30 protein-coding genes and 1 pseudogene are annotated in these 25,700 nt (G+C 62.9%); 17 read left to right on the forward strand and 14 right to left on the reverse strand.

What is annotated here, in order from left to right; translation table 11 throughout:
• The first annotated feature begins 2 nt into the window (after positions 1–2).
• Positions 3–449, forward strand: a complete 447-nt coding sequence (locus ISS97_RS04625; protein WP_379985900.1) for a hypothetical protein — start codon at positions 3–5, stop codon at positions 447–449.
• 87 nt (positions 450–536) lie between these two features.
• On the opposite strand, the gene sufT is transcribed toward ISS97_RS04625, so the two are convergent.
• Complete coding sequence (gene sufT / locus ISS97_RS04630) at positions 537–1,109, reverse strand: putative Fe-S cluster assembly protein SufT (protein ID WP_379985901.1); 573 nt, start codon at positions 1,107–1,109, stop codon at positions 537–539.
• A 247-nt stretch (positions 1,110–1,356) separates the two neighbouring features.
• Between sufT and ISS97_RS04635 the strand changes: the two genes are divergently transcribed.
• Positions 1,357–1,791 (forward strand): hypothetical protein, encoded by a 435-nt coding sequence (locus ISS97_RS04635; protein ID WP_379985902.1) that lies wholly within the window; start codon positions 1,357–1,359, stop codon positions 1,789–1,791.
• A gap of 187 nt (positions 1,792–1,978) precedes the next feature.
• Here the strand turns inward: ISS97_RS04635 and ISS97_RS04640 are convergent, their stop codons facing one another.
• A complete protein-coding gene (locus ISS97_RS04640) occupies positions 1,979–3,406 on the reverse strand; it encodes an NAD(P)(+) transhydrogenase (Re/Si-specific) subunit beta (protein WP_379985903.1) in 1,428 nt (475 codons plus the stop codon).
• A complete protein-coding gene (locus ISS97_RS04645; RefSeq protein WP_090448774.1) occupies positions 3,406–3,711 on the reverse strand; it encodes an NAD(P) transhydrogenase subunit alpha in 306 nt (101 codons plus the stop codon). Before ISS97_RS04645 ends, ISS97_RS04640 begins: the two co-directional genes overlap by 1 nt.
• Before the next feature lie 93 nt (positions 3,712–3,804).
• Here ISS97_RS04645 and ISS97_RS04650 point away from each other — a divergent pair, with 93 nt between their 5' ends.
• From ISS97_RS04650 to ISS97_RS04660, 3 genes are read left to right on the forward strand one after another with little or no spacing between them, the layout of a single operon-like run.
• Positions 3,805–4,437 carry an RNA polymerase sigma factor gene (locus ISS97_RS04650; protein WP_379985904.1) on the forward strand — a complete coding sequence of 211 codons (633 nt, stop codon included), beginning with the start codon at positions 3,805–3,807 and terminating at the stop codon, positions 4,435–4,437.
• Positions 4,434–4,820, forward strand: a complete 387-nt coding sequence (locus ISS97_RS04655; RefSeq protein WP_379985905.1) for a hypothetical protein — start codon at positions 4,434–4,436, stop codon at positions 4,818–4,820. Before ISS97_RS04650 ends, ISS97_RS04655 begins: the two co-directional genes overlap by 4 nt.
• 5 nt (positions 4,821–4,825) lie before the next feature.
• The gene (locus tag ISS97_RS04660; protein WP_379985906.1) at positions 4,826–5,374 is read left to right on the forward strand and encodes a DUF3106 domain-containing protein; all 549 of its coding nucleotides are present in this window, start codon (positions 4,826–4,828) and stop codon (positions 5,372–5,374) included.
• A 55-nt stretch (positions 5,375–5,429) separates the two neighbouring features.
• Here ISS97_RS04660 and ISS97_RS04665 read toward each other — a convergent pair whose 3' ends face one another.
• Complete coding sequence (locus ISS97_RS04665; RefSeq protein WP_379985907.1) at positions 5,430–6,530, reverse strand: NAD(P) transhydrogenase subunit alpha; 1,101 nt, start codon at positions 6,528–6,530, stop codon at positions 5,430–5,432.
• Between the two features lie 187 nt (positions 6,531–6,717).
• On the opposite strand from ISS97_RS04665, the gene cdd reads away from it, so the two are divergent.
• The gene (cdd, locus tag ISS97_RS04670; RefSeq protein WP_379985908.1) at positions 6,718–7,131 is read left to right on the forward strand and encodes a cytidine deaminase; all 414 of its coding nucleotides are present in this window, start codon (positions 6,718–6,720) and stop codon (positions 7,129–7,131) included.
• A gap of 97 nt (positions 7,132–7,228) precedes the next feature.
• Positions 7,229–7,798, forward strand: a complete 570-nt coding sequence (locus tag ISS97_RS04675; protein WP_379985909.1) for a hypothetical protein — start codon at positions 7,229–7,231, stop codon at positions 7,796–7,798.
• A gap of 55 nt (positions 7,799–7,853) precedes the next feature.
• Here the strand turns inward: ISS97_RS04675 and ISS97_RS04680 are convergent, their stop codons facing one another.
• Positions 7,854–8,492, reverse strand: coding sequence for a PH domain-containing protein (locus ISS97_RS04680; protein WP_379985910.1), 639 nt, complete (start codon positions 8,490–8,492; stop codon positions 7,854–7,856).
• 104 nt (positions 8,493–8,596) lie between these two features.
• On the opposite strand from ISS97_RS04680, the gene ISS97_RS04685 reads away from it, so the two are divergent.
• Both ISS97_RS04685 and ISS97_RS04690 read left to right on the forward strand, forming a co-directional pair.
• On the forward strand, positions 8,597–8,857 hold the full coding sequence (locus ISS97_RS04685; protein WP_379985911.1) for a hypothetical protein: 261 nt from the start codon (positions 8,597–8,599) through the stop codon (positions 8,855–8,857).
• A 195-nt stretch (positions 8,858–9,052) separates the two neighbouring features.
• Positions 9,053–9,391, forward strand: a complete 339-nt coding sequence (locus ISS97_RS04690) for a hypothetical protein (protein ID WP_379985912.1) — start codon at positions 9,053–9,055, stop codon at positions 9,389–9,391.
• A 166-nt stretch (positions 9,392–9,557) separates the two neighbouring features.
• Here ISS97_RS04690 and ISS97_RS04695 read toward each other — a convergent pair whose 3' ends face one another.
• The 3 genes from ISS97_RS04695 to ISS97_RS04705 form a co-directional block, all read right to left on the reverse strand.
• Positions 9,558–10,490 (reverse strand): alpha/beta hydrolase family protein, encoded by a 933-nt coding sequence (locus ISS97_RS04695; protein ID WP_379985913.1) that lies wholly within the window; start codon positions 10,488–10,490, stop codon positions 9,558–9,560.
• Positions 10,491–10,669: 179 nt separating this feature from the next.
• On the reverse strand, positions 10,670–11,260 hold the full coding sequence (locus tag ISS97_RS04700; RefSeq protein ID WP_379985914.1) for a hypothetical protein: 591 nt from the start codon (positions 11,258–11,260) through the stop codon (positions 10,670–10,672).
• A gap of 68 nt (positions 11,261–11,328) precedes the next feature.
• Entirely contained in the window at positions 11,329–12,249 is a 921-nt protein-coding gene (locus ISS97_RS04705) for an alpha/beta fold hydrolase (protein WP_379985915.1), read from the reverse strand.
• Positions 12,250–12,379: 130 nt separating this feature from the next.
• On the opposite strand from ISS97_RS04705, the gene ISS97_RS04710 reads away from it, so the two are divergent.
• The 5 genes from ISS97_RS04710 (at position 12,380) to ISS97_RS04730 (ending at position 16,989) form a co-directional block, all read left to right on the forward strand.
• Positions 12,380–12,949: a nitroreductase family protein gene (locus ISS97_RS04710; protein ID WP_379985916.1), complete on the forward strand. Its 570-nt coding sequence runs from the start codon at positions 12,380–12,382 to the stop codon at positions 12,947–12,949.
• Positions 12,946–13,845, forward strand: a complete 900-nt coding sequence (locus ISS97_RS04715) for a 5'-3' exonuclease (RefSeq protein WP_379985917.1) — start codon at positions 12,946–12,948, stop codon at positions 13,843–13,845. The genes ISS97_RS04710 and ISS97_RS04715 overlap by 4 nt, the downstream gene beginning before the upstream one ends.
• A 552-nt stretch (positions 13,846–14,397) precedes the next feature.
• Entirely contained in the window at positions 14,398–15,225 is an 828-nt protein-coding gene (locus ISS97_RS04720; protein ID WP_379985918.1) for an AraC family transcriptional regulator, read from the forward strand.
• 168 nt (positions 15,226–15,393) lie between these two features.
• Complete coding sequence (locus ISS97_RS04725; RefSeq protein WP_379985919.1) at positions 15,394–16,353, forward strand: DMT family transporter; 960 nt, start codon at positions 15,394–15,396, stop codon at positions 16,351–16,353.
• Positions 16,354–16,416: 63 nt separating this feature from the next.
• The gene (locus tag ISS97_RS04730; RefSeq protein ID WP_379985920.1) at positions 16,417–16,989 is read left to right on the forward strand and encodes an NUDIX hydrolase; all 573 of its coding nucleotides are present in this window, start codon (positions 16,417–16,419) and stop codon (positions 16,987–16,989) included.
• Positions 16,990–17,085: 96 nt separating this feature from the next.
• Here the strand turns inward: ISS97_RS04730 and ISS97_RS04735 are convergent, their stop codons facing one another.
• The gene (locus tag ISS97_RS04735) at positions 17,086–19,503 is read right to left on the reverse strand and encodes an Ig-like domain-containing protein (RefSeq protein ID WP_379985921.1); all 2,418 of its coding nucleotides are present in this window, start codon (positions 19,501–19,503) and stop codon (positions 17,086–17,088) included.
• 347 nt (positions 19,504–19,850) lie between these two features.
• Between ISS97_RS04735 and ISS97_RS04740 the strand changes: the two genes are divergently transcribed.
• Positions 19,851–20,213 carry a hypothetical protein gene (locus ISS97_RS04740; RefSeq protein ID WP_379985922.1) on the forward strand — a complete coding sequence of 121 codons (363 nt, stop codon included), beginning with the start codon at positions 19,851–19,853 and terminating at the stop codon, positions 20,211–20,213.
• Between the two features lie 120 nt (positions 20,214–20,333).
• Positions 20,334–20,525, forward strand: a pseudogene (locus ISS97_RS04745) (IS3 family transposase); the annotation flags it as partial.
• Here the strand turns inward: ISS97_RS04745 and ISS97_RS04750 are convergent.
• Complete coding sequence (locus ISS97_RS04750; protein ID WP_379985923.1) at positions 20,509–21,549, reverse strand: aldo/keto reductase; 1,041 nt, start codon at positions 21,547–21,549, stop codon at positions 20,509–20,511. The pseudogene ISS97_RS04745 and the gene ISS97_RS04750 sit on opposite strands and share 17 nt — an antisense overlap.
• Positions 21,550–21,629: 80 nt before the next feature.
• Between ISS97_RS04750 and ISS97_RS04755 the strand changes: the two genes are divergently transcribed.
• On the forward strand, positions 21,630–22,181 hold the full coding sequence (locus ISS97_RS04755; protein WP_379985924.1) for a TetR/AcrR family transcriptional regulator: 552 nt from the start codon (positions 21,630–21,632) through the stop codon (positions 22,179–22,181).
• Positions 22,182–22,213: 32 nt separating this feature from the next.
• On the opposite strand, the gene ISS97_RS04760 is transcribed toward ISS97_RS04755, so the two are convergent.
• The 4 genes from ISS97_RS04760 to ISS97_RS04775 form a co-directional block, all read right to left on the reverse strand.
• Positions 22,214–22,750 carry a hypothetical protein gene (locus ISS97_RS04760; RefSeq protein WP_449757858.1) on the reverse strand — a complete coding sequence of 179 codons (537 nt, stop codon included), beginning with the start codon at positions 22,748–22,750 and terminating at the stop codon, positions 22,214–22,216.
• 45 nt (positions 22,751–22,795) lie between these two features.
• Complete coding sequence (locus ISS97_RS04765) at positions 22,796–23,098, reverse strand: STAS domain-containing protein (RefSeq protein ID WP_379985925.1); 303 nt, start codon at positions 23,096–23,098, stop codon at positions 22,796–22,798.
• A 22-nt stretch (positions 23,099–23,120) separates the two neighbouring features.
• Positions 23,121–24,302, reverse strand: a complete 1,182-nt coding sequence (locus tag ISS97_RS04770) for a methyl-accepting chemotaxis protein (protein ID WP_379985926.1) — start codon at positions 24,300–24,302, stop codon at positions 23,121–23,123.
• A 282-nt stretch (positions 24,303–24,584) separates the two neighbouring features.
• Positions 24,585–25,685, reverse strand: coding sequence for a protein-glutamate methylesterase/protein-glutamine glutaminase (locus ISS97_RS04775; RefSeq protein WP_379985927.1), 1,101 nt, complete (start codon positions 25,683–25,685; stop codon positions 24,585–24,587).
• Positions 25,686–25,700 lie beyond the last annotated feature (15 nt).

The following is a 25,700-nucleotide window of genomic DNA, read 5'->3' on the forward strand; positions in this document are numbered from 1 at the left end:
GCTTGCATCAGCGACGCCGCCATGACGCAAAACGCCGCTTCCGGATCATCCGTCAACCTCCCCAGGTGACGGATTCGTCGACGCTAAGTGCAGCGCACAGGCGCGTCAATGAGTTCGAAAGAGGCCAAAAAACGCGCATTGCGCTGCGATTTTCAAAAGTGCAAAAGGCAACTTTTTACGATTTTGTTCGCGAAATAAATCGCCGCCGAAAGTTTCAACGCCGTCACGCGGGGATCGAAGGGACACATGCCTGCGCGGCATATCGACATGCCGTTCGCCATTTCTTGCGTTTCAAACGAGGCACCTGTCCTATGACTTTCGGCATAGATAAACGGATGCTGAAGAAAGGTTTCAACCGCGACCAATATGACGTTTCGTTGACTTGCCGGAACGTGACGAAGCGCACGCAAGAAGGCCCGGTCGTTGCCGACCGGGCCTTTGTTTCTTGATCGACTCGCAATGCTTTCCCGACTCAGCGGAAGTACTAGCCACGCCGCTGTGGCCACCGCATCACAGATGCGTTGAACGCGCTCAAATCAAAGCATGCCGGTTTCGAGCTTGGCCGCGTCCGACATCATCGAGTGATTCCACGGCGGATCGAACACCAGATCCACATCGGCCTCGACCACGGTGGGAATCAGCTCCAGCTTGGTGCGCACATCGTCCACCAGGATGTCGCCCATGCCGCAGCCGGGCGCGGTCAGCGTCATCTTCACGTAGACCTTGCGGCTGCCCTGGTCGCTGCCTTCGGGTGCCGACTGCTCCAGGCTCACGTCGTAGACGAGACCCAGCTCGACCACATTGATCGGAATCTCCGGGTCGAACACGGTGCGCAATTGCTGCCACACCAGTTTCTCGACATCGGCATCGCTGGCGTCTTCAGCCAGTTCGATCGGCGGCGGCGGCTCCTTGCCCAGCGCGTCCGCGTCCTTGCCGGCCACGCGGAACAGGTTGCCCTCCACGTAAACAGTGAAGCTGCCACCCAGGGCTTGGGTGATGTAGCCAACCTGCCCTGCCGGCAGCGTCACGGTTTCACCCTGCGGCACCATGACGGCCTCGCAGTCACGCTCCAGGGTGAAAGGTTCGCTGCTAAGACTGAAACCGCTCATGCCGATCCTGCGAATCACTGTCGAAAGGCTCGGCGATTGCCGGGCCAAGCTGTCTATTATGCCGGCCCGCGTGGCCGTTCGCTTCTCAAATCAGGCCACGGCAGGGGGTTCTCAAGGCCATGAGACCGGCCGCCCTTGTTCCTCGCGTTATGATTAACGCTTTATGCGGGCCGCCTTGCCGGCCCGCGCCAACGATATGCCCAGGGGAATTCCGCGTGCCAGCCCAGCTTTCCTGCCCTCGCCTGCCATGAGCGCACGTGCCTTGTTTGCGTTTCTGTTTGCCCTGATCAGCGCCACCATGCTGGGCATGGCTGCCGGCGCCGTATGGATGCTACCCACGCTTTATATGCAGCGCGCGCTGCCCTGGCTCGCCCTGCCCATCGGCTGGGTGCTGGGCCGGGCCATTCGTGGCTGGGTGCGTTCCGAGCCACGCAGCGCGGCGGCACTGGCCGCACTGGCTACCGCCATCGCCTCGCTTTATGTCGGCATGCTCACGGCTGCGGCACGCATCGCCGGCAGCATGGGGCTAGGCCTGGTCGATGCGATCCGCACCGCGGGCACGGGCTTGCTGGTGTCCCTGACCAGGCTCGCCACGACCGACGGCGATCTCGCCTGGTATGTGCTGGGGGTCGCTCTAGCTGCCTATGCCGCGTGGTCAGCCAAGCCCGCAGCGAAACTGTAGGAGCGCACCCTGTGCGCGACATACCGGCAGGATTGCCGGTGTGCACGGCGAAGCCGCCCGAAGGGCGAGGGCCATGGATGGCCCGAGTGAAAGCCCTGCATAGCAGGGCCAGCTTTTGCCACTTAGGAGATAAGGAGCGGCCCTGACGGGCCGCTTCGCGCACAAGGTGCGCTCCTACACGCGGTCCTCAGGTATCGAGCGTTTTCAGCTCGGCGACCAGTTGCCCCGCCGCGGCCTGCCCGTCGCCGTACAACATCCGCGCGTTGTCGGCGTAGAACAGCGCGTTCTCGATGCCCGCAAACCCGGTGCCTTTGCCGCGCTTGACCACGATCACATGCTTCGCGGCCGACACGTCCAGGATCGGCATGCCGTAGATCGGCGACGCCGGATCGGTCTTCGCCAGCGGGTTCACCACATCGTTGGCACCGATCACCAGCGCCACATCGGTGGCTGGGAACTCGGGGTTGATGTCTTCCATATCGGCGATCAGGTCATAGGGCACGCCGGCTTCCGCCAGCAGCACATTCATATGCCCCGGCATGCGCCCCGCCACCGGATGAATGGCGAACTTCACCTTCACCCCGCGCGCAATCAGCAGCTGCGCGAACTCCCACACCTTGTGCTGCGCCTGGGCCACCGCCATGCCGTAGCCGGGCACGATCACCACACGCTCCGCATAAGCCATCATCACTGCCGCGTCGTTGGCCTCGATCGGCTTCTGGCTGCCGCCGATCTCCTGCGCCGCCACGCCCGATGCGCCGAAGTTGCCGAACAACACATTGCCGATCGAGCGGTTCATCGCCTTCGCCATCAGCTGCGTCAGCAAGGTACCCGCCGCGCCCACCACCGTGCCGGCGATGATCATTGCCTCGTTCTGCAACACGAAGCCCTCGAACGCCACGGCCAGACCAGTGAAGGCGTTGTACAGCGAGATCACCACCGGCATGTCGGCGCCGCCGATCGGCAAAGTCATCATCAAGCCGAACAACAGCGCCAGCACGAAGAACGCCGCGATCAATCCCAGGGTCAGTTGCCCGCAGACCAGCGCCACGCCAATGGCCACCGCCGCCGCCAGCACCAGCATGTTGACCACGCGCTGGCCAGGAAACACGAAGCGCTTGTCCAGCCAGCCCTGTAATTTGGCGAACGCAATCAATGAGCCGGAAAAACTCACGGCACCAATCAGGGCACCCAGCACCGCCAGCGTCAGTTGCGCCGTTCCCGGCGCGGCGCCATCGGCAGTGAACTTGCCGCCGTCTAGCAAGGTGATGCTGCTGTTGGCATAGCCGATCAGCTCGGCCGCACCGATCGCCGCCGCCGCGCCACCACCCATGCCGTTGTACAGCGCCACCATCTGCGGCATCGCCGTCATCGCCACCCGGCGGCCTGACCACCATGCGGCCGACACACCGATCAACACCGCCACCAGGATCAGCGTGCGGTTGTGGATATCCGGCAGCGCAAAGGTCGCCAGCACCGCCAGCAACATGCCCACGCCCGCCCACACGATGCCGCCCCGCGCGGTGCGCGGCGAGCTCATGCGCTTCAAACCAAGGATAAAAAGCAGTGCGGCGAGGAAATAACAGGCTTTGATCAAGGTCGGCAGCCAGGCCATCACTTGGCCTCCTTGCCGCCGGCCGGCTTGCTGGATTTGAACATCTCCAGCATCCGCTCGGTCACCACGTAGCCGCCGGCGGCATTGCCCGCCCCCAGCAACACGCCCAGAAAGCCAATCGCAATTTCAAACGATGTTTCCGCATGCCCTAGCGCAACCATGGCGCCAACCAGCACAATGCCGTGCACAAAATTCGAGCCGGACATCAACGGTGTGTGCAGGATCACCGGCACTCTTGCGATGATCTCGTAGCCGGTAAATGCGGCCAGCATGAAGATGTAAAGCGCCAGGAACCCGTCGATCATGACCCCTCCCTGCCAACCCGTTGTTGTCGGAGCATCATACGGTTGCAGGTCAACCCGTGCGAGCCTGCCGCGTTGATGCGGAGAGCCGACCCGATGGAGTCTCCGGATGCCCGATCCGACGAACCGGACGACCGCGCCGTGAACAGCGTCGTCTCCACACTCGAAACGGAACTGCTGGTCGAAGACACCCGCGCGGTACCCGCCTCGCTGGACGCCTTCCTGGCTCAAGTGGAACGCCGTGCCTTTCGCCTGGCCGAAATGAACCTCGGCCACCGCGAGGACGCGATGGACGCCGTGCAGGACGCCATGCTGCGCCTCGTTCGCAACTACCGCGACAAGCCTGCACAGGAATGGACGCCGCTGTTCTGGGGCATCCTGCGCCGCCGCATCGTCGATCTGCAGCGCCGCCGCAAGGTGCGCTCGATCGTGGTGGGCTGGCTCGGCGGCGGCCGCGACGACGATGGCGACGAGCTCCCGGTCTGGGAACCCGCCGACACCGCTCCTGGCCCGCTGGACCGTCTACAGGATTCACAGTCGTACGCCGACATGGCCGTCGCCGTGAAGAAACTGCCGCAACGCCAGCGCGAGGCTTTCATGCTGCGCGTGCTGGAAGGCCTGGATGTAGCCGAAACCGCCCAGGCCATGGGCTGTTCGGAAGGTAGCGTGAAAACCCATCTGTCGCGTGCCATGCACAACCTGCGCGACCAATTGGAGGACTGGCGATGAATGCGCCCGACAACAACCTGGAACGCCGCGCCCGCGCGCTGTACCGCGAAGCCAGCCGGCATGTCGACCCGGCCACCGCCGGCCGCCTGCGTGCCGCCCGCCGCGAGGCGCTGGCTGCCGCTAACGCGCCCGCCCAGCACCATCTCGCCCGCGTGCTGGTGCCCGCCGGCGCCTTCGCCGCGGTCGCTTTCGCGGCGCTGATGATGTGGTCGCCGATGCAGCATCGCGGGTCGTCCGCGCCATCGTCCGCCGTCGCGGCACAAACCGTGGAAGTGGACGGCGACCTGCCGCCCGATCCGACCAACGCCGATCCCTCCATGGTCCAGAACCTGGACTTCTATGGCTGGCTGGCCACTAACGACGCCAGTCAGGCCAGCCGTTGAATCGTATGCGTTTGATCCGTTTTGCCCTGCCCCTGCTACTGGCCTGCCTGCTTGGCGGCGTGGCCGTGCCGGCATGGGCTCAAGCGATGCCACCCCCGCCGCCACCGGGTAACGGCCCGCCTCCGCCGCCGCGTTCGTGGGACAGCCTTTCGCCCGCCGAGCGCGACATGCTCGGGCCGCTCAGCAAGGAGTGGAACAGCTACCCGCCCGACAAACAGGCGCATATGCTGCAACGCGTGCAGCAGTGGAACACGCTGCCGCCGGATCGCCGCGCGGAAATCCGCCAGCGCATCGAGCAATGGCAGAAGATGACGCCCGAGCAGCGCGACCAGGCGCGCGAGAACATGCGCAAGTTCCAGCAGCTCACGCCGGACCAGCGTCAGCAGGTACATAACGCCTACCAGCGCTATCAATCCCTGCCGCAGGAACAGCGCCAGCAACTGATGCGCCAGTTCCGCCAGCAGAACGGCATCCCGCCGCACCGCTCACCCCCGCCGGGCATGCCGCGGCCAATGATGGGACCGCCGCCATCGCATGGAGCACACGGTCGTTGATACAAGAAAGCCCCGCATCGCGGGGCTTTCTTTTTACCGATGATGAAGGTGCAGCTCAGTTCTGGAAATGCGGCTCGCCGCCGTGCGTCACGCAACTCTTCGCCACCAGCTCATCGTTGAAATCCGGCTTCAATGCACCGTCCTGCACCAACAGCTCAACGAAGTTGTACACGTTGCGCGCATACATCTCCGACGCATGCAGCGGTGCGCCCGCCGGCAGATTGAGCGGCCCGAGAATCACCACGCCACCATGCTCCACCCGCTCACCCGGCCGGGTCAGCTCGCAATTGCCGCCGCCCTCCGCCGCAAGATCCACGATCAACGCGCCGGGCTTCATACCTTCCACCATCGCCGCGGTCAGGATCTTCGGTGAAGGACGCCCCGGCACCGCGGCCGTCGTCACAATCACATCCACCGCCTTCAAATGATCAGCCAGCGCCTGCTGCTGCGCGGCGCGCTCTTCCGCCGACAACTCACGCGCATAACCGCCGCTGCCCGCCGCGCTCACACCGAGATCGAGGAACTTCGCACCCAGCGACTCCACCTGCTCGCGCGTCTCGGGACGCACGTCATAACCCTCGATCTGCGCGCCCAAGCGACGCGCCGTGGCAATCGCCTGCAAGCCCGCCACACCCGCGCCGATCACCAACACGCGCGAAGGGCGGATCGTGCCGGCCGCCGTCGTAAGCATCGGGAAAAACTTCGGCGCCGATTCCGCCGCGATCAACATCGCGCGATAACCCGCCACCGCCGCCTGCGAACTCAACACATCCATCGCCTGCGCACGCGTGGTCCGCGGCAGCAGCTCCAGCGAAAACGCCGTGAGCTTGCGCTTGCCCATCGCCACGATGCGCGCCGCCGCGCCATAAGGCCGCAACTGTCCCACCACCACCGTGCCTTCGCGAAGCCCACCCCACACCGCATCGTCGGGCGGCAACACACAAGCCAGCAGATCCGCCTGGGCCTGCACAGCCGCGGCATCCGCGAACTCCACATCTGCATAACTGCTGTCGGGAAAACCAGCCGACGCACCCGCGCCGTGCTCCAGCAACACGCGCAGCCCTTTGCCGCGCAGCTTCTTCGCCACCTCGGGCGTAATCGCCACGCGCCGTTCGCCGGCGGCGGTCTCACGCAATGCGGCCACGGTGATCGGCATCGTGCATCCCCTGCGGAAAGGTCCGTGCATCTTAGAGCCAGCCACACACCACCGAGTAGCCCCATCGCCGGGCGGCCCAAGCCAGCCACTTGCCATCTGTCCCGCCGACAGGGTTAGACTGGCCCACCGCCGCACCGGCACCGCGCCACGCGCACCGATGCCAAGGGGTCCCACCATGGAGATCCCGATGTCCGTGCAACACGCAACCGATCCCCTGATTGCCCTGGCCCGCGAAGCACGCGAGCAAGCCTACGCGCCTTATTCCCGCTTCCTCGTCGGCGCCGCCCTGCTCACCCGCGACGGCCGCCACTTCCTCGGCTGCAACGTAGAAAACGCCGCCTACGGCCTATGCAACTGCGCCGAACGCACCGCCCTGTTCGCCGCCATCGCCGCCGGCTACAAACCCCGCGACTTCGCCCGCCTCGCCGTCATCGGCGACACCGAAGGCCCTATCAGCCCCTGCGGCGCGTGCCGTCAGGTGATGTACGAGCTATGCGACGAAGCGATGCCGGTGCTGCTTGCCAATCTGCATGGCGTGGTGCGGGAGACCACGGTGGATGCGTTGTTGCCGGGATCGTTTCGGTTGCCGGTCACCGCCTGATCTACAGTGAAGAACGTCGCCGCAGCCATCGCCCGAGCAACGAGCGAGACAGGCGCACGAAGTCGAACGTAAGCTGCCAAACCATCAGGAGGGGGAGATGCGCCGGATTCTCACACTGACAGGCTTTGCTCTGTCCTTTGCGTTCGGCTCAACCGCATTGGCAGCGTCGTCGCCCGGCACAGGTGGCCTGCCTCCTTGGCACTTTCAGATGACGCCACAAGAGGTCATGTCGTTTACCGACTACGGCCCCTACAAGACCTTCAGCAATGGTGATCTGGAAACCTATGCTGGGTTGTTCAACAACCACAAGGAGAACGTGCAGTTCTTCTTCAAGGATGGAAAGCTGGCGCGCATCGGGATCTATCTTTACGAAGGTCAGGATGTCAAAGCGGCTGCCAATGTATGGGGGAGGACGTACGAGGCGTTAAAGGCACAATACGGAGCCATCGAGCTGCCGGATATTCACATCGAGCCGGGTGGCACCGAGCTTGCGCCCGAAATCGTGGCAGTCACAGGCGGCGCCAACGTGGATGTCACAGGTAAATCGCAGATGGCTCCTATCAAACAACCTGCTGACAAGTTTGTATTCGCCGGCTTTCGACGCCAAAACGTGCAAGGGCAAACCTTTTACTACGTGACGGTCTTCTACGACCCACCGCGCGGCTAATTGGGTCGCCGACGCAGTCCCTCCAGGCGCCGCATCGGCAACCATTGCCGCGATTTCAAGCCGCCTTCGCTACGCGTACTGATTGCTGCGCTTCGCGAATCAACGCATAGACCTGGCGCGCATCGCCAATCAGATCAAAAGCAGGCGGCATCCTCCCGCTTGTTCCTGGCCAGGGAGTTCCCGCCATCATGGAGAACCCAAAGTTATTCGGGCCAAACATGATGGTGCCGCTGCGATCCGATCGCTCGCTAAAGGTGATATCACTCAGGGTGGTCAACGGCAGGCTGTTCACCTGCCTGGTGAACAGCCCGCTCATGATGATGACGCGCTGGTCAGTGACGCCGTAGTACGTACGCCGACGCAGGTAGGCATCGGCAAAGAAGCGGCCCACGATCATGTACAAACCGATCAGCACGAAAGGAATGCCCCATAGCGTCATGAAAACGGGCGCGTCCTTGGCCGAGCTCACCGAATACTCCCAGAAGAAGGCGAAGCCGCCCCACATCAAGCTGAAGGGCACCGCCAAAATATCGCTGCCACGAAAGCACACACCTTGCTTAGGCACACCACTCCACAGCAATCGCTCCTCACGCCCGAGCTCAGGCCTGAGCATCTGCTCCGTCGAAAACGTCACGTTCTCCCCCTTCCCCTGACAGCTGCCACGATGGCAACCGATGCTGGCGGCACGTTTCACCCCAATGAAACGCGACCCTTCCAGCAAATCCTACCCGCTAGCAGATTGGGCGGCCAGCACGAACAAACGGCGGGTCCGGATGGACCCGCGTTTTGGAGGAACGGATGAAAGCTTGGCCTTCAGTTTCCAGCATGGTGAAAGTCTGGCTCGCGACGACTTTTCTGGCGTCTCTGGCTTTCGTGCTGGCACTTCGCTACCAGCCGCCAGACGAAGAAACCATGTTCAATAATCTGGGCGGACAGATCGCTCTAGCGATGATCGAAGTCGCAGCACCGGCTTTCATCGGCCTTCTGGCTTTTCTTCTGATAGGCGCACTGATCAAGCGTCACGCACTGAATCGCGCCACAGATCGGTCGCATCACTGACAACCAGCGCTACAGCGCACTACAGAAAACCCTGACAGACGCACACCGCATCATTTGCTACGTTCGGCCAGTCGCCAACGCCGTCTCTCTTAGGGCTACGTCGGCGACCATTGCAGCGATGCAGTGAAAGCGCGGGCCGCGTGAGCTGGAACTCACACGACCCGCTAACCAAACCAACTGACTAAGGAGTTGATTGTGGCTAAGCCCGATCATACGGCACCCGTTCGCCTGTCGGATCCCCCCGGCGACAAACCCTCCCTCCCACGCAACCGCTCGCGCGCTCTTTCAGGCGCGGATAGAGAAGCGCGCAAGCGTCGCTCCATCAAACTCACCGGCATCGCTATTGCCGTGGATGCGGTCGCGTGTGTGCTTGCTCGCAGCGACGCGCTCGAGGGCGCGCAGGCCAATGCCATGTCAGCGGATGCAACGCACGACCCGCTGACACTGGAGTGCAGGGGCGGCCTACTCGTCGCGGTTCACTTTCTCAAGCAATACGCGAAAAAGTTGAAGCAAGGGAAAGTGGCAGACGACTAGCGCCCTATGATCACCCGCGGCACATCGCGTTATGAGCACGGTGTGCCGCACCTGGGCGAGCTCAAGGTAGGCGAAGACTTTCCATGCGATACCTGACTAGTTTGCGGGTAGCGTTTAAGCGGCCCAATCTTGACCAACAGGACAAGAAAGATTCGCTCCCGTTACCTCACTTGGCGAGCGGCGCCAGCCATCGCAGCAGCGCACGCGAAAGCTCCGCGCGCTTGTCGGAGTACGCGTGATCGGCAGCCAGATGCAAAGCAGTTACCTGACCATCCCCCGCTTGGCGAAGTGCGGCGGCGAAGGCTTCACTGGCGTTCGCCAGGCCGTCATCCGATGTGATAACCAGCGCTGGTCGCTGCTTGAGAGCACCCACTTTTGACTGGAACGCCCAGCCGGAGGCATGGTCGGCGAGTTCCTTGGCAAGTCCATCAGATGTGCATCCGCTGAGCGGAGCCATGCCCTCCTCGGCCAATCCCGCGCTCATCTTCCGTATGGCGGTCGGAAGAGAATCCTGCGTCTGCATTTGTCCGAAGATACCCCCCATATCAGCCGCGGATATCATCGCGATGCCTTTGACGGCGGGGTCCGCCGAGGCCGCCTGCACGGTCATGAATCCACCCATGCTGTGTCCTACCAACACGATGCGTGTCGGATCCAGCCGCAGTCGCTGGGCATTCGCGGGTTGCCGCACATAAGCGAGTACGGCCGCCGTGTCTTCAATGGCATGCGAGAAAGAAAAGTCGCCAGAAGAGCCCCACGACCCGCGATAGTTGAAATAGACAACATCCCATCCCGCACGACGCATATCCTGCGCCAGATCCAGATTGCGCTCATTGCCCGGAAAGCCGTGCAAAAGGATCACTGCAGGATGCGGCCCCGCACCCTCCGCAACGTAGACCAGCGCATTCATCTGCGCCCCATGGCTGGGTATCTGCATCACCTCCATGGAAGCCTTCTCCACGCCCTTCGGCTTGGCGAGGAGGTTGGCTTTGGAATTGGCAGCATCCGGTGTGACTTCTCCTTGTGAAGGAGTGGGACACAACGTGAAGCACGCGCACAAACAGACCATCAGGAACACAGACGCCGGGTGGATCTTCATGTAGCCCCCACTAAATGGATTGCCAGACTTCTGAAGAAAATTCGTATGCAAACACCGTGTACACAGCAGGCGCCATCACCACAACGTCAGATTGCACCATCAAAGTAACATCTCGAAAGATGGCCCTTCCTTCAAGCGCTCATCTTGGCTCGAAAGAAGACATCGCCTGTCGTTGCATCTCAATCCGGCTTAGCTGCCACCATGATCCGCTTGTATTCACTGACGGTTTCAGTCTGTGAAGGCCCGTCGTTATAGGAGTTTGCGGTCTCCTCATGAATCGCATTGTGATCCGCACTCATGGTCGCGTGAATGATGGTATGCACCTTGTCACCACCCGCCTCGCTATCCAGCTCAACCGTCCAGGCATTGCCCGCAATCACCGTCGTGAATTCGGTGCAGCCTTGCATGTTGTCGCACCAGACGCTTTTATAGGACTTCGCGCGCGGGTCCCACCACGTATAGCTTTGGCCGACGACATGACCACTGGTGCCGCGCGACCAAAAATCCTGGACCACCGAGAAACCGCCCGGACCTTTCGTGATGGTCATGACACCATGATCAACACCTGCCTTCGTCGAGCTTCTTCCGGGCACCGTGCGAAGAGTGACGTTCCACTTACCGATCCGCGGATAGAGCGCAGACATCTCTGACGGCGGCGTGCTCGTCGCAGCCTGTAGCGCTTTAGCGTCGGGCGCTGCGGATGCACGTCCTACCGCAGCCATGCAAGGCACTACGGACAAAACGCAGATGAACGCGATCGACTTTTTCATAGATCATTCCTGTCGTGCCCCAGGGCGTTCGAAGCAGCCAAACCGAGTTCAAGCCTTGGGTCCCACGCCTAACGCCCCCTGCGCAGCAACGCCTCCAAAGCATGATTGAAAGTCGCCGGATCGTCGACAAACACCGCATGCCCCGCCCCTGGCACCACCACCCACGTCGCTCCACGAATACTCGCCGCCATCTCCTTCTGCACATCCAGCAGCGGCGATTCGGCTGAGGCAATTACCAGCGTCGGCTTATCGACCTTCTGCAACGCCGGCCGTCGATCCGCGCCGAAGATATCCGCCACCAGCATGGCGGTACCGATGGAAGATGGTGTGCGTTGGGCTGATGCGATCACGGCGCCGATATCCAGATCAGGATGCTCGCGCTTGAAGATGGAGCGCACCATGCGCTCGGCATAGTCCGCGGGATGTGCGGCATACACGCCCAGCCCAGTGATGATCTGGCGACTGAATTCCTTATGCAGATCCAGCTCCACCGGTCCGGCTAACACGGGCGAATCGACAAAGGCGATGCCCGCGAGATCCGCCGTACCGAATTGCAGGATATACGCCGCCACATCCTGCGCACCTTGCGACCAGCCCACGATCACGAAACGCTTTACCTGCAACTGCACGAGCAGTTCATGCAGATCCTGCGCGCGACGCTCGGGTGTGTTGCCGGTCTGCATCAGCGACGAAGCGCCCTGCGAGCGCGAGTCCACGGCGATCACGCGTCGCGACGATGAGAACGTATCGAGTTGCCCGCGCCATAGCGTCGTCGTCAGCGTCCAACCGGGGATCAGCACCAGAGCGGGCTCGGTGTCGCGCGTGCCGGCTTGCAGGTAATGAATGTGCGCGCCGTCGCTAGTGACGAACTCGCCATCGCGGATGGCGGCAGGTGTTGTCGCTGCACTGGCCGCAACGGGTAGCGTCAACGCCAGCACGGTGACCAGAACCCTACCGACGCCCGCAACAAACCGCTTGGGAACACCCATCGCCGTCTCCCGCCTCAGGACATGAGCGCCGATGGTAGGCCGCCCTTCCTGCGGGTGCCCCGTCCCTCATCGCACTGGGGCCGCTTGCCCCCTGGTAGTAGGATGACTTCTTTTTCGCCCCGCCTCCCCTATGTCGAACGCACTTTCCCTGCTGCAACACCGCCATTCCGTGCCATCGCGCCAGCTGGGCGAGCCCGCGCCGGACGAGGCCACGCTGCATGCCCTGCTCGAAGCCGCCATCCGCGTACCGGACCACGGCAAGCTGGTGCCGTATCGACTGATCCTGCTGCGCGGCGACGCCAAATTGCGTTTCGGCGAACGCCTGGCGGCGATGGCGATCGAGCGCAATCCCGAACTCCCCGAGTCCAACCGCGAGAAGGATCGCCAGCGCTACACCTTCGCGCCGCTGGTGGTGGCGGTGGTCGCGCGCATCGACGGCAACAGCAAAGTGCCAGCCATCGAACAGAACCTCGCCGCCGGCTGCGTCGCCTACAACCTGCTGCTCGGCGCGCAGGCGCTGGGCTTCGGCGCCAATTGGCTCACCGGTTGGGCGGCCTACGACCGCGAAGTCGGCGGCATGCTGGGCCTGGCCGAAAACGAACACGTCACCGGTTTCGTCCACATCGGTACACCGCAAATCGACGTACCCGACCGTGACCGCCCCGCGCTCGCCGACCTGCTGTCCACGTGGACGCCATGAGCGCCGCACTTCCAGCCGTCCATTTGATCGACGGCAGTCTGTATGTGTTTCGCGCATGGCATTCCATGCCGAACGAATTCACTGACGTCGACGGCCACCCCGTCAACGCCGTGCACGGCTTCACCCGCTTCCTGTGCGAACTGCTGGAGCGTGTGAAGCCACCGCACGTCGCCGTCGCCTTCGACGCCTCACTCACCACCTCGTTCCGCAACGCCATCTACCCGGCCTACAAAGCCAACCGCGAACTGCCGCCACCCGATCTGGAACACCAGTTCGTGCTGTGCCGCGAAGTCGCCGAAGCCTTGGGTATCGTGGTGATGATCGACCACAGCTACGAAGCCGACGACCTCATCGGCAGCTCCCTGTGGAGCCTGCGCGGCCACGGTTTCCGCAGCGTCATCGTCTCCGCCGACAAAGACTTCGGCCAGCTCCTCGGCGAACACGACGAACAATGGGACTACGCCCGCGGCCTGCGCTGGGGCCCTGCCGGCGTGCATGAAAAACTCGGCGTGCATCCCCATCAAGTCGCCGACTACCTCGCCCTCTGCGGCGACGCCGTCGACAACATCCCCGGCGTCCCCGGCATCGGCGCCAAAACCGCCGCCGCCCTGCTCACCCACTTCGGCACCCTCGACGCCCTGCTCGAACGCATCGAAGAAATCCCCTTCCTACGCATCCGCGGCGCCGCCAGCTGCGCACAAAAACTGCGCGAACACGGCCAATCCGCCCTGCTCTATCGGCGACTGACACGCATCGCGCTGGATGCCCCCGTCTCCAACCATGCCGATGCATGGCTGCGTTTGAATGGCGACGGCGCGCGTATGGATGCGCTGTGCGAGCGGCTTCGCTTCGGGCCGCTGACGCGGCAGCGGTTGAGGGCGTTGATTCAGAGCTGAGCGCTCGCGGCATCACCCGATGCCTGCGGAAACGCGATCCCAAGTACTCACCCCTCCCCAACCCTCCCCTGTAAACAGGGGAGGGGGCAGAAGCTTTACTAGGCGATGCGTCAGCGAGCCCGTAACGGGTCCCCTGTGGAGCGGTGAGGGTTGGACGATCAGGCCCCGAAGGGGGCATCGGCATGGATGCCGATGCCTTTTCGACACGACAGGGACGTCGTGTCGAAAAGCCCGGCCAACCCTCACGGACTCGGAGGGCGAAGCCCGGAGAGCGCGTAAGAGGGGTGCCTTTTCTTTTGGTTACTTTTCTTTGGGCAAGCAAAGAAAAGTGACCCGACTCGCGGCAGCGAGGCGGAAGCCCGCCGCAGGCGAGCCCGGCCGCGACAACGCGACAATCGAGGCGCACCACTCTGGATGACCAGCTTCGCTGTTGTGAAGCGCCTCCGGCCTACGCCGGAATGACGAAGTAGACACGGCGTCTCGAGTGTCGAAACCTCGCTCCAACCCACCCCGAAGAGAGGGGCGGCAAAGCAACATGGCAGAATCCCCACCATGCAAGGCGTCCCCCACCACTTCGACCACCCCCAAGACGCGGCCGAATTCCGCCACCCCGCCCATCGCCCCGGCGTGGAGTTGTATCGCGCCCACATCATCCGCCACGCCTTCCACCCCCATACCCACGACGGCTTCGGCCTCGGCGCCATCGAATCCGGCGTCGAACGCTTCCGCTACCGCGGCGCCGACCATCTCGCGCCACCCGACTCGGTCGTGATGATGAATCCCGACGAGCTGCACACCGGCCGCGCGGAAACCGAAGGCGGCTGGCACTACCGCATGGTCTACATCGAGCAGGCCGCGGTGGAAGCCATCACCGGCGAACCCGGCTGGAGCTTCGGCGATGCCGTGCGCGAAGACCTGCCCAGCGCACGACGCGTCACGCATCTGCTCGCCGCGTTATGGCAAACCAGCGAGCCGCTCGCCTTCGACAGCCTGTTGCTCAAACTGCTCAACGAATTTCGCCACCACGCGCGCATCCCGCGCGCCGCGCAGGCGGAGCCAGCCGTGCGTTTCGCGCCAGTGATCGACTACCTGCGCGCTCATCTCGCGCAGCGCCTCACGCTGGAAGAGCTGGCCGCCGTCGCCAGCCTCAGCCCGTTCCATTTTTTGCGTCAGTTCCAGGCCCAGCACCATGCCACCCCGCAACAGATGCTGATGGCGTTCCGCCTCTCCGAAGCCAAGCGCCTGCTGACCTGCGGCGAAGCCCCCGCCCAGGTCGCCGCCGCCACCGGCCTCACTGACCAGGCCCATCTCACCCGCGCCTTCGCCCGCCGCTACGGCGTCACCCCCGCCCGCTACCAACGCCAGGTCATACGCGCGTAGGAGCGCACCCTGTGCGCGAAAGCCCTGCGGAGCAGGGCCAAGCTCTCGTACGGCTTTTGTCCAAAGTCGGCCCTGCTCCGCAGGGCTTTCGCGCACAGGGTGCGCTCCTACGGGGTCACCGCAATTTGGTACAAGACTCAGCGCACGCCATCGCCGATGCTCCGCCTCATGTGGACTGGAACGCTCTACGCACTTATCGCCGGCCTGATGTGGGGCCTGGTTTTCGTCGGCCCGCTGCTGATCCCGGAATACCCCGCAGCGCTGCAATCGGTCGGCCGCTATCTCGCCTTCGGACTGATTGCGCTGCCGCTGGCCTGGCTCGACCGCGCCGCGCTGCGCCGCCTCACCCGCAGCGACTGGCTGGAAGCGATCAAGCTCGCCGCCATCGGCAACCTGCTCTATTACCTGTGCCTCGCCAGCGCCATTCAGCGCGCGGGCGGCCCACTGCCCACCATGATCATCGGCACCTTGCCGGTGGTGATCGCGATCAGCGCCAACCTGCGCAACGCGCGCCGCGACGGCCGCCTGCCCTGGCTGCGCCTGGCGCCTTCGCTGCTGTTGATCGCCGCCGGTATCGCCTGCGTGAACCAGGCCGAGCTGGCCGCGCTACGCAACGATGCACACGCTGACATCACTCGCTACGCCTACGGTGCCTTGCTCGCCTTCGGCGCCGTGGCGTGCTGGACCTGGTATCCATTGCGCAATGCCGACTGGCTACGCCATCACCCCGGCCGCAGCCCGCGCACCTGGGCCACCGCGCAAGGCGTAGCGACCCTACCGCTCGCACTGACCGGCTACCTCGTGCTGTGGCTGGTCATGGGCGTCAGCGGAAGCCCGTTCGCGATGCCGTTCGGTCCGCGGCCGGCAGTGTTCATCGGCCTGATGGCGGCGATCGGCCTGTTTGCCTCATGGCTCGGCACGCTGTGCTGGAACGAAGCCAGCCAGCGCCTTCCCACGGCACTCGCCGGCCAGCTCATCGTGTTCGAGACATTGGCGGCGCTCAGCTACGCCTACATCCTGCGCGGCCATCCGCCCGGCGCGCAGACCTTGCTCGGCATCGCCCTGCTAGTGGCCGGCGTGATGTGGGCGGTGCGGGTGAAACCGGAGCCGGTGGAACTGAACGCCTAACGGTTGTGGGCGTCATACCGGCGCGGCACCATGCGTGATCCCTTTATCGATGCCGGATCACTCATGAGCACACCAGCCCACCGCATTCCCGCCGACGCCAACGCACCCGTCGAAACCCTCTACGAAGGCCGCTGGCTGAGCCTGCGCAAGCGCGGTCGCTGGGAGTACGCCGAGCGCAACAACCCCGGCGGCGCGGTGATCATCCTGGCGGTGACGCCGGAAGACAACGTGCTGTTCGTCGAGCAATACCGCGTCTCCATCCTGCAAAACACCATCGAAATGCCCGCCGGCCTGGTCGGCGACGAACACGGCCACCACGACGAAAGCGCCCTGCTCGCCGCCCAGCGCGAACTGGAAGAAGAAACCGGCTACCGCTGCAAGCGCGTGGAGTTCGTGCACGAAGGCCCATCGTCGTCCGGCATGAGCACCGAGATGATCGCCTTCGTGCGCGCGTGGGATCTGGAGAAAGTGGGTCCCGGCGGCGGCGATGAGCACGAGAACATCGTGGTGCATGAAGTGCCGCGCAAAGAAGCCGGCGCGTGGTTGTTCGCCAAAGCGGCCGAGGGCTACTCGATCGACCCGAAGCTGTTTGCGGGACTGTGGTTTATCGAACACACCGGCGGCGTGACAGCGTAAGGCGAACCAGCGGCGCGATACGCTTCACAAAAAAGCGACCAAGCCAGGAAAGGCTTGGCCGCTTTCGTTTCACACTGCGGGATTCGCAGTGCTACATCACATCACGGCACTCGCATGCTCGTTCGGCAACACAAGAGAACCGTTCAACGATGCAACGTCGTGCCACGAGACGTTCGCGCCCTGTGCAGTGGCGCTTTCCATGGCGCCGCCTTCCACATCCTGGAGCGCCAGGTGACCGACATCCTGCGTGTGTTCCGCCGCAAAAAGGTCGCTTTCGCCGGAACTCAGCATGTCATTCGCCGACAGCCCCTCAGCAGACTGGACACCTGGTGCAGCGTGTTCCGGCGCATCAACGTCGAACACGAAAGGCGCACCGAGCTGACCCTCAACCGAAGGGATCACCGAGTAACGGCCCATACCCAGTTCCTGTGGGATTTCGAAGGACCAATGGCCATTGGCGTCAGCGCGGACTTCACCCATATGACCCAGCGGGTAGACATAGAAGCTGACCAGTGCGCCCGGCTCAGCCGTTCCGGTCAGTAGCGGCGTGCTATCGCCAGTGTGGCCGTAAACTGAGATCTCGCTCAGCCCGCTACCCGAGTTGTCATAGACATGCTCGATGACCGGCAACGTCGGGAACACCGGAGCAGGATCGACGGTGAACACGAAGGGTTCACTGCTCAATCCGTTGGACTCCGCCGTGATCGAATGCACACCAATGTCACTGTGCACCTCGAAGGTCCAATGGCCGTTCTCATCAGCCACGGCCTTGCCGAGATAGCCGAGCTCACTGTCGTAAAAGGAGACGGTGGCGTTCGCCTTGGCTGTACCGGACAGCAGCGGCGTGGCATCGTCAGTGTGGTCACCGTTCTTGATGATGCTCGCCGTGCCCTCGTTGTCGTAACCCTCCTCGATCACCGGCGCCTGAGGTACTGGCGGCTGAGTCGTTGCATCACCGATGGTGAACACGAAAGGCTCGCTGGTCAGCGAGCCGCTGTAGGCCGTGATCGTGTGCTCGCCCAAGGGCAGGGCATTGGGCACATCGAAGGTCCAATGGCTGTTTTCATCCGTATAAGCCTGACCAAGATAGCCCTGCTTGCTGTCGTAAAGAGTGATGACCCTATCCGGATCAGCTGTGCCGAACAGGCGTGGCGTAGCGTCGTCGGTATAGCCACCATTGTCGATGACACCCACCGCACCCTCATCGTCATAACCCTGCGTGATGACCAGCGGCTGCGGGTCCGGCTGAGCCGTTGGTGCATCGAGTGTGAAGACGAACGCGTTGCTGCTCTGATCGCCACTAACGGCGGTAATCGTGTGCTTACCAAGCGCATCAAGCGAAGCATCGAAGAACCATTGACCCTTGCCGTCGGCCGTCACCTGACCGAGATAGCCCTGCTGGCTATCGTAAAGGTCGATGACCGCATTCGGCCCGGCTGTACCGGATAGGCGCGGATGGGCATCGTCGGTGTGGCCGTTGTTCCCGAACGCGCCCGTACAGGCCCCCGCGTCGTCATAACCCTGCGTGATCACAAGCGGCTGCTCGACCGGCGGCTGAACCGTCGGTGCATCGACGGTGAATACGAAGGCGCCACCAGTCAGCCATTGGCCATCGGCCTGGGCGCTGATTGAGTGCGTACCGAGAGACAGCGCGTCAGGCACCTGGAAAGACCAGCGGCCATCCGCATCGGCGTAAGCCTCGCCGATATAGCCTTTGGAATCATCGTAGAAATAGAGGTGCGCGTTCGGATGAGCCGTGCCGGACAGCAGAGGCGTGGCATCGTCAGTGTGATCGCCGTTCTTAAATACGCCTTCGGTGCCCACGTTGTCGTAACCCTGCTCGATCGTTCCCGTGGGCGCGTCGACAGTGAACGTGAAGTTGTCGCTGCTTTGATCGCCAGCGACACCATAAATTGAATGCTGGCCATTCAGCAGCGAACCGGGCACATCGAAAGTCCAATGGCCTTTGGCATCCGCCACCGCCTCGCCGAGATACCCCTGTAAGTTATCGTAAAACTTGATGACTGCATTCGGTGCCGCGGTCCCCGACAAGCGTGGCGTGGCATCGTCGGTATGACCACCGTTCATGAACGTGCCTTCGACGCCCTCATCGTCATAGCCTTGCTCGATAACCAGAGGCTGCGTGCCCGGCGGAGTCGTCGGAGCGTCGACCGTGAACACAAAGAAATCGCTGGTTTCATCACCGCAGCTGGCGAAGATCGAGTGCTCGCCTAGCTCGAGCTGCGGCACATCAAGGAACCACTCGCCCTTCTCGTTGGCGCGGGCCTGACCGAGATACGTTGTGCCGTCCCAAAGATCGACGAGCGCACCCGGCTCGGCCATGCCGGACAGACGCGGCGTAGCGTCATCAGTGTGGCCGCCATTGGCGAACGAGCCTTCAACACCTTCGTTGTCGTAGCCCTGATCGATGGTCAGCGCCTGTGTGGGCTTGATCGAGCTCGAGGCCCTCTCTTCAAAAAGCGATTCCATCATTATGGTTGTCTTGTTATTCATGACGTGATGCCTTTCCTAGTTTGTGTTCTATTTCTGAAAGAAAAATGTTCGCTATCACGCATATGGCTATGCCATACCGTGCCTCGGCACAAGCAACAATCTGTCTGCGCATCGGGGCACAGCAACGTACTGCCGCGTCTGGTACGCGTTCCATGCAATTTCTACGATTCTTTGCACCGCAACAATTGTTTCAGCCCTGCACTGAAACCGCTGGCGCATCGCACAGCTCAAACCTGCCTCACCATCTCCCACTCATGAAAAGGAGGAGCGACCTAAAGATTTCCCGTTAGCGGCCGATCCATTGAATCGTCGCCCTTTACACGATTCCCACTATTGGATCACCGCCCATGAAGACCCTGATCGCCGCCGCCCTTCTCTTGCTCGCCCCGGTCGCCTCCCACGCTGCCTGCTCCCCTGCCGACTTCGCCATCAAGGACTTCAAGTTCAAGTCCACCGGCACCGGCACCGGCCTGCGCCTCAGCCTCAGCGGCCAGCTGGTCAACCATTGCACCGAAGCTGCCGCCGCCCAGGTCCGCATCGAAGCCAAAGACTCCGGCGGCAAAGTGCTGCAGAGCAAGCAAGGCTGGCCGGCCGGCACCACCAACATCGCCCCAGGCCAATCCGTCGACTTCGACCTCGGCCGCCTGTTCCGCTACGAATCCGACATGCAGGACTACACCGTCAGCGTCTCCGACGTGCGCGCCTGGTAAGAGCCCTTTTTGAAACAGGCAAGTCTTTCGGCCCCGCAAGGGGCCGTTTTTTTGCCTCGGCAACGCAAAACGGTAGCTGTTGCCCACGACGGGCGATGAACCGCACCATCCGGCGGACCTTACGGCAGTCGCGAGGAAGCACGCAGCGATGTGTTCGATTACATTGAGGTTTTCTATAACCGGCAACGCCGGCATGGACATCTGGGTGGCCTTGCGCCAATGATGTTCGAGGCAGTCCAACGGCAAAGCGCCGCCTTTTGCGATACAGAATGCTGCGATATGCCAATTCCTGTATTCAGGCGTCTGCTCTGAATCCGGTGGCCGCCTCTGCAGCACGGTGCAATAGGGCCGGTACAGACACACCTTGGTGGTCTAAGCGAGGGGTGTAAGAAGCTTCCAGCTTCTTAGCCTCATCATCAGTCAGATTGATCGAGAGCGCCGCAATCGCGTCATCGATATGCTTGGTTTTGAGTGCGCCCACGATCGGTGCCGCAACTACGCGATTGCGACGGAGCCATGCGAGAGCGATCTGTGCCTGGTCCACTCCGCGCTCTGCAGCGACAGCGCCAACCGCTTCGATGATTTCCTGATCGCTCGCCGCTGCTATCGAGCTTTGCTCGGCGCCCGAGGGCTCGGTTTTTGAACGCTCGGTTATTTGACCCCATGGACGGGCAAGACGGCCACGCGCAAGTGGGCTGTAGACAATCGTCTGTACACCTTGGTCATCGCAAAGGGGCAGCATTTCTCGCTCCTCCTCCCGAGCGAGCAGGTTGTAATTGTTCTGCATGGAGATGAAGCGCGCCCAACCGTTTGCCTTCTGCAGATGCAGCGCCTTGCTGAACTCCCAAGCCATCATCGAAGACGCTCCGATGTAGCGAACCTTGCCCATCTTCACTAAGTCATGCAACGCCTCAAGTGTTTCTTCCCAAGGCGTCAGTTGATCGCGACGATGAATTTGGTACAGATCTATGTAATCTGTCCCTAGCCGACGCAGGCTGTGATCGACCTCAGTCAGGATCGCCTTGCGGGATAGGCCGAGGGCGTTAGGGCCATTGCGCGTGGGCGCGGACAGCTTGGTAGCAATGACCACCGCGTCACGGTTGGCGAAATCTTTTAGTGCCCTCCCCACGAACTCCTCACTCGACCCTGTCGAATACATATTGGCAGTGTCGAAAAAGTTGATGCCAGCTTCGACAGCATGGCGGATCAGGACGCGGCTTGCGTCTTCGTTGAGAGACCATGCTGGGTGCCCCTGTGCCGGTTGACCAAAACCCATACAGCCGATGCAGATGGGGGATACGTCCAGTCCAGTATTGCCAAGCTTTTTGTATTGCATGATGGATGCCTTTCGTTGAAAATGAGAGTGCTCTCCGTATTAAGAGGAGAGATCTCCGTTTTGTCAAGAGGAAAGTCAAATTGAGCGAAAAACTGCGCACTGACGCCCGTGTCAATCGGGATCGCATCCTCGAAGTGGCGCGGGACATGCTCACCACAGATCCAGATGTCTCGCTGAACTCCATCGCGAAGCTGGCAGGCGTTGGCGCGGGCACGCTCTATCGCCACTTCCCGAGCCGGGAAGCCCTTGTGCTGGGGGTTTATAGGAACGAGATAGACGCTCAAGTTGAACTCGCATCGGCGCTGCTGGCCCAACACCAGCCGCTCATGGCGTTTCGCCTGTGGTGCGACCGGCTTGCTCAACTAGGAAGGGTGAAGCACGCGATCGCCACATCGCTTCACGCGACGCTTTCGCACAAGGACTCCCAAGAGGCCTACCTGCCGATGCTGGACGCAGTTCAAAAGCTGATGTCAGCCTGCGAAGCCACTGGGGAGATTTCGCCAGGCAACACTGCGGCTGACATACTGGTTCTTCTGTCTTGCCTGTGGCGCATTCCACCCACCAGTGACGGCGAAGCTCAGGCAAGGAGAGTCCTCGCCCTCACCTTCCGCGCCATGGGCGCAAAGCAATGACGAGCAACGCAGCGCTCGTCACTGCTGCAGCGTCAAGGATGAGCGCAGCCGACCTGCCATAGCGAGGCGAGCGCGCCCCCTAACCGATGGCAGGTACACGTTGTCGTCCAAATTGCCATGAGATATTTCCGGATCTGTTCGGCCTCGGCGTGGACGGCCCACGCACCGGGCTGCTGCTCGGTCGCCAGACCCATGCGCTGCAAGCGTTGCAGGCGGCCGAGCAGCACCTGCCGTTGGCGCTGCAGCCGGGGTTCGGCAAAGCGTTCGACGCGCACCAAGCCGTCGTCGCCGGCCTTGCGTTGCAAGCTGCGATCCAGCCCCGTCCACCGTTCTTGTTCGACTTCGCGCAGCATGGCGCGCTGCATCTCCAACTCGGTGCGTGGCCCCAGCCATTCGATCGCCAGCTCAGATGCCCGGCGGCGCATCCCCTCGGCGATGCAGTCTCGGAAAATGATGAGGTCTTTGCCGGTGTCGTCCTTGCCGCGCAAGACGACGTGCGTATGCGGGTTGTCGGTGTTCCAGTGATCGACCGCGACCCACTCCAGCCGCGTGCCCAGATCGGCCTCCATGCGCACCAAGGTGCCGGGTGCGTTCCTACAGGAGGTGTTGCGATTTCAGTGCAGGACGAACAGCTTGTCGAAGCCTGCTACACGAAGCGTCCCACGCAACTCACTACCCGCATTGACGATGCGAATCTCCGACCGCTCCCCACCCGCATGCTCCCGCAACAACAACAACATCCCCAGCGCGGAACTATCCATGCTGTTCACCTCCCCCAGATCGATCACATAGCTGCGCGCAGCACGCGACCCCAGGCAAGCATCGTGAAAATCCCGATGCACAGTGAAATCGAAGCGCTCACCCAACTGCAGGGTCACGCAATCCTGTTCGGTATCGTGATGAATGGTCAGGCTCATAGCCGCGTTCCCCAGATAAAACTCAGAACAACTCAATCTCGCCCGCTTCCATCGAATTCTGCAGTGCCGGCCCGCGCGAACGCAGGCGCGCCTTTTCGCGCTGCATGGCAAGGCGTGCGCGCACGCGCTGCGCATGCTCGGCCAGTGCCGAAGCCTCGACGTTGGTGCAGGCCAGCTCTTCGATGTCGCGCGTGCAATCGGCGGTGACTTCCTGCAGCTCGACCAGACGCGTGCGGGTCTGGTTGATGAGCTGGCTGAGGATGTCCTCGAACTGCAGCGAGCGGATGGTGGTGGAGACGTCACTGCCCAGGCCGCGGTTGATCTCCACCACTTGGTCGGCCACGGCGCTGGTGCGCGCATCGCTCTCGGTGACGTGAGCCATCATCGCGTCGATGCCGCCCTTGGTGGAGAGCGCCACGTTCAGATCCTGCGAGGCCATGGCGCCGACCAGGCCGCGCAACTGTTCCATCGCCGTGCGCGCACGCTCGACGTGGCTGCCGATCTGTTCGTTGAACTGGTTGGAGTTGCTGGCCAGGTTGCGGATCTCCCCCGCCACCACCGCAAAGCCGCGCCCCGCCTCACCCGCACGCGCCGCCTCGATCGAGGCATTCAGCGCCAGCAGATTGGTTTCCTCTGCAATGGTGTTGACGTTCTTGAGCAGGCCGAACACCGCATCCATTTCCTTCGCCATACCGTCGATGCGGTAGACGATGCGCAGGCTGTCGCGCGACAGCTGCACGATCAGGCCCACGAAATGTTCCAGCAGGTCGCCGGTACGCGCGGCAAAGTCCTGCACCGACACACCACCGTTCTGCACATCGATGATCTGCTTCAACAACGACTGCTGCAGGCTGGTCTTGTGCGACAGGCCATCGAAGCCGCCACCCAGTTCCGACACGGCATCGCGCAGCAGGTCCAGCGCCTGATGCAATTCGCGCGCGGCGTGGCCGAGCTCATCCACCAGGGCTTCACGCACATCCTCCAGCGCTTCGCGCACCGGTGCGGTGTCAGCCTGTGGTGACGCCACCGTCACGATGCGCGCAGGCGTACGCCGCTGCTCCACGATCCACACCGCGGTCAGCGCCACGATCATCAGCGGCGCCAGCCACACGGGCTGCCACAGCAGGCAAAGCAGAAGCGCCACGGCGCTGGCAGCGAGGCCGAGCGGCAGGCGCGGGATGGACGGGGCGGGAATGGCAGACATGTAAGAGCCTATTTAAGATCTCCCCGTAGCTCGCGTTGAGTCGCTAGGCGCGCCAGGCGGTGGTGCGTGGCGCAGCGCCTGACTGGCCGTCAGGTCAAGCCACGCGCCACCGCCTGGCGCGCCTAGCGACTCAACCCTGCGGGCCGGGTCTGTTTGCCCGCAGGGCCGCGTCATCACTCGGTTGTGTACGGACGTACACGCCCTCGTTCTTCCTTGCCCTGCGTGCAAACAGATCCCGGCGCGGGCCACGGGGAGATCTTAAATAGGCTCTACGCGTCCAGGTCAGCGATAAGCGGCGCGCGGCGCGCCGGCAACGGGTTTGCGCGCCAGCTCCAGCAGGCGCGCGGCGATATGTTCGAGCGACAGCATCTCGTTGGCGGCGCCGAGCTTCCAGGCCGCGCCTGGCATACCCCACACCACCGAGCTGGCCTCGTCCTGCACGATGGTGGACGCGCCGGCTTCTTTCAGTTCGGCCAGGCCGCGCGCGCCGTCGTCGCCCATGCCGGTAAGCAGCGCAGCGATGGCGGTGCTACCCACGGTCGCGGCCATCGAGCGGAACAGCACATCCACGCTCGGCTTGTGCCGGTTCACCGGCGGGCCGTCGTGCAGGCGGCAGACATGGCGCGCACCGTCCCACATCACCAGCAGATGCTGGCTGCCGGGCGCGATGTACGCGTGGCCGGGCTGGATCGGCTGACCGTCGCGCGCTTCGCACACACGCATGGCGGAACAGTTGTCCATGCGCGCCGCGAACGGCGCACTGAAAGCGGCGGGAATGTGCTGGGTAATCAGGATCGGTGGCGCATCCGGCGGCATCGCTTCAAGCACCACACGGATCGCTTCGGTACCGCCAGTGGAGGCACCAATGGCGATGATCGGGCTGCCGCCGCGCGAATCCGCGGTTTGCGCGCGCGGCAACACCGCATCGGCGGACAGGCGCGGCGCCACTTCCAGCTTACGTACGGCGGTGCGCTGGCGCGGCCGTGCCAGCGCCGCGAGCTTCACCTTGGCGCAGATGTCCTGCGCACCTTCCGCGAAGGTGCTGGCCAGATCGCTGCTCGGCTTGGTGAAGAAATCCACCGCGCCCAGTTCCAGCGCGCGCAGGGTAACTTCCGCGCCTTGCTGGGTCAGCGAGGACACCATCACCACCGGCATCGGTCGCAGGCGCATCAGGTTTTCGAGAAAGGTCAGCCCATCCATGCGCGGCATCTCGACGTCGAGCGTAAGCACGTCGGGTTCGAGCTGCTTGATCTTTTCGCGCGCGATCAGCGGATCCGCCGCCGTCCCTACTACCTCGATCATCGGATCGCAGGACAGCATGGTCGTCAGCAGTTTCCGCACCAGCGCGGAATCGTCGATCACCAGGACACGGACTCGGGACATTCAAGCTTCTCGTCG

Origin of the sequence: Dyella koreensis (assembly GCF_044904565.1) — a bacterium.
Lineage (GTDB): Bacteria > Pseudomonadota > Gammaproteobacteria > Xanthomonadales > Rhodanobacteraceae > Dyella_D > Dyella_D koreensis.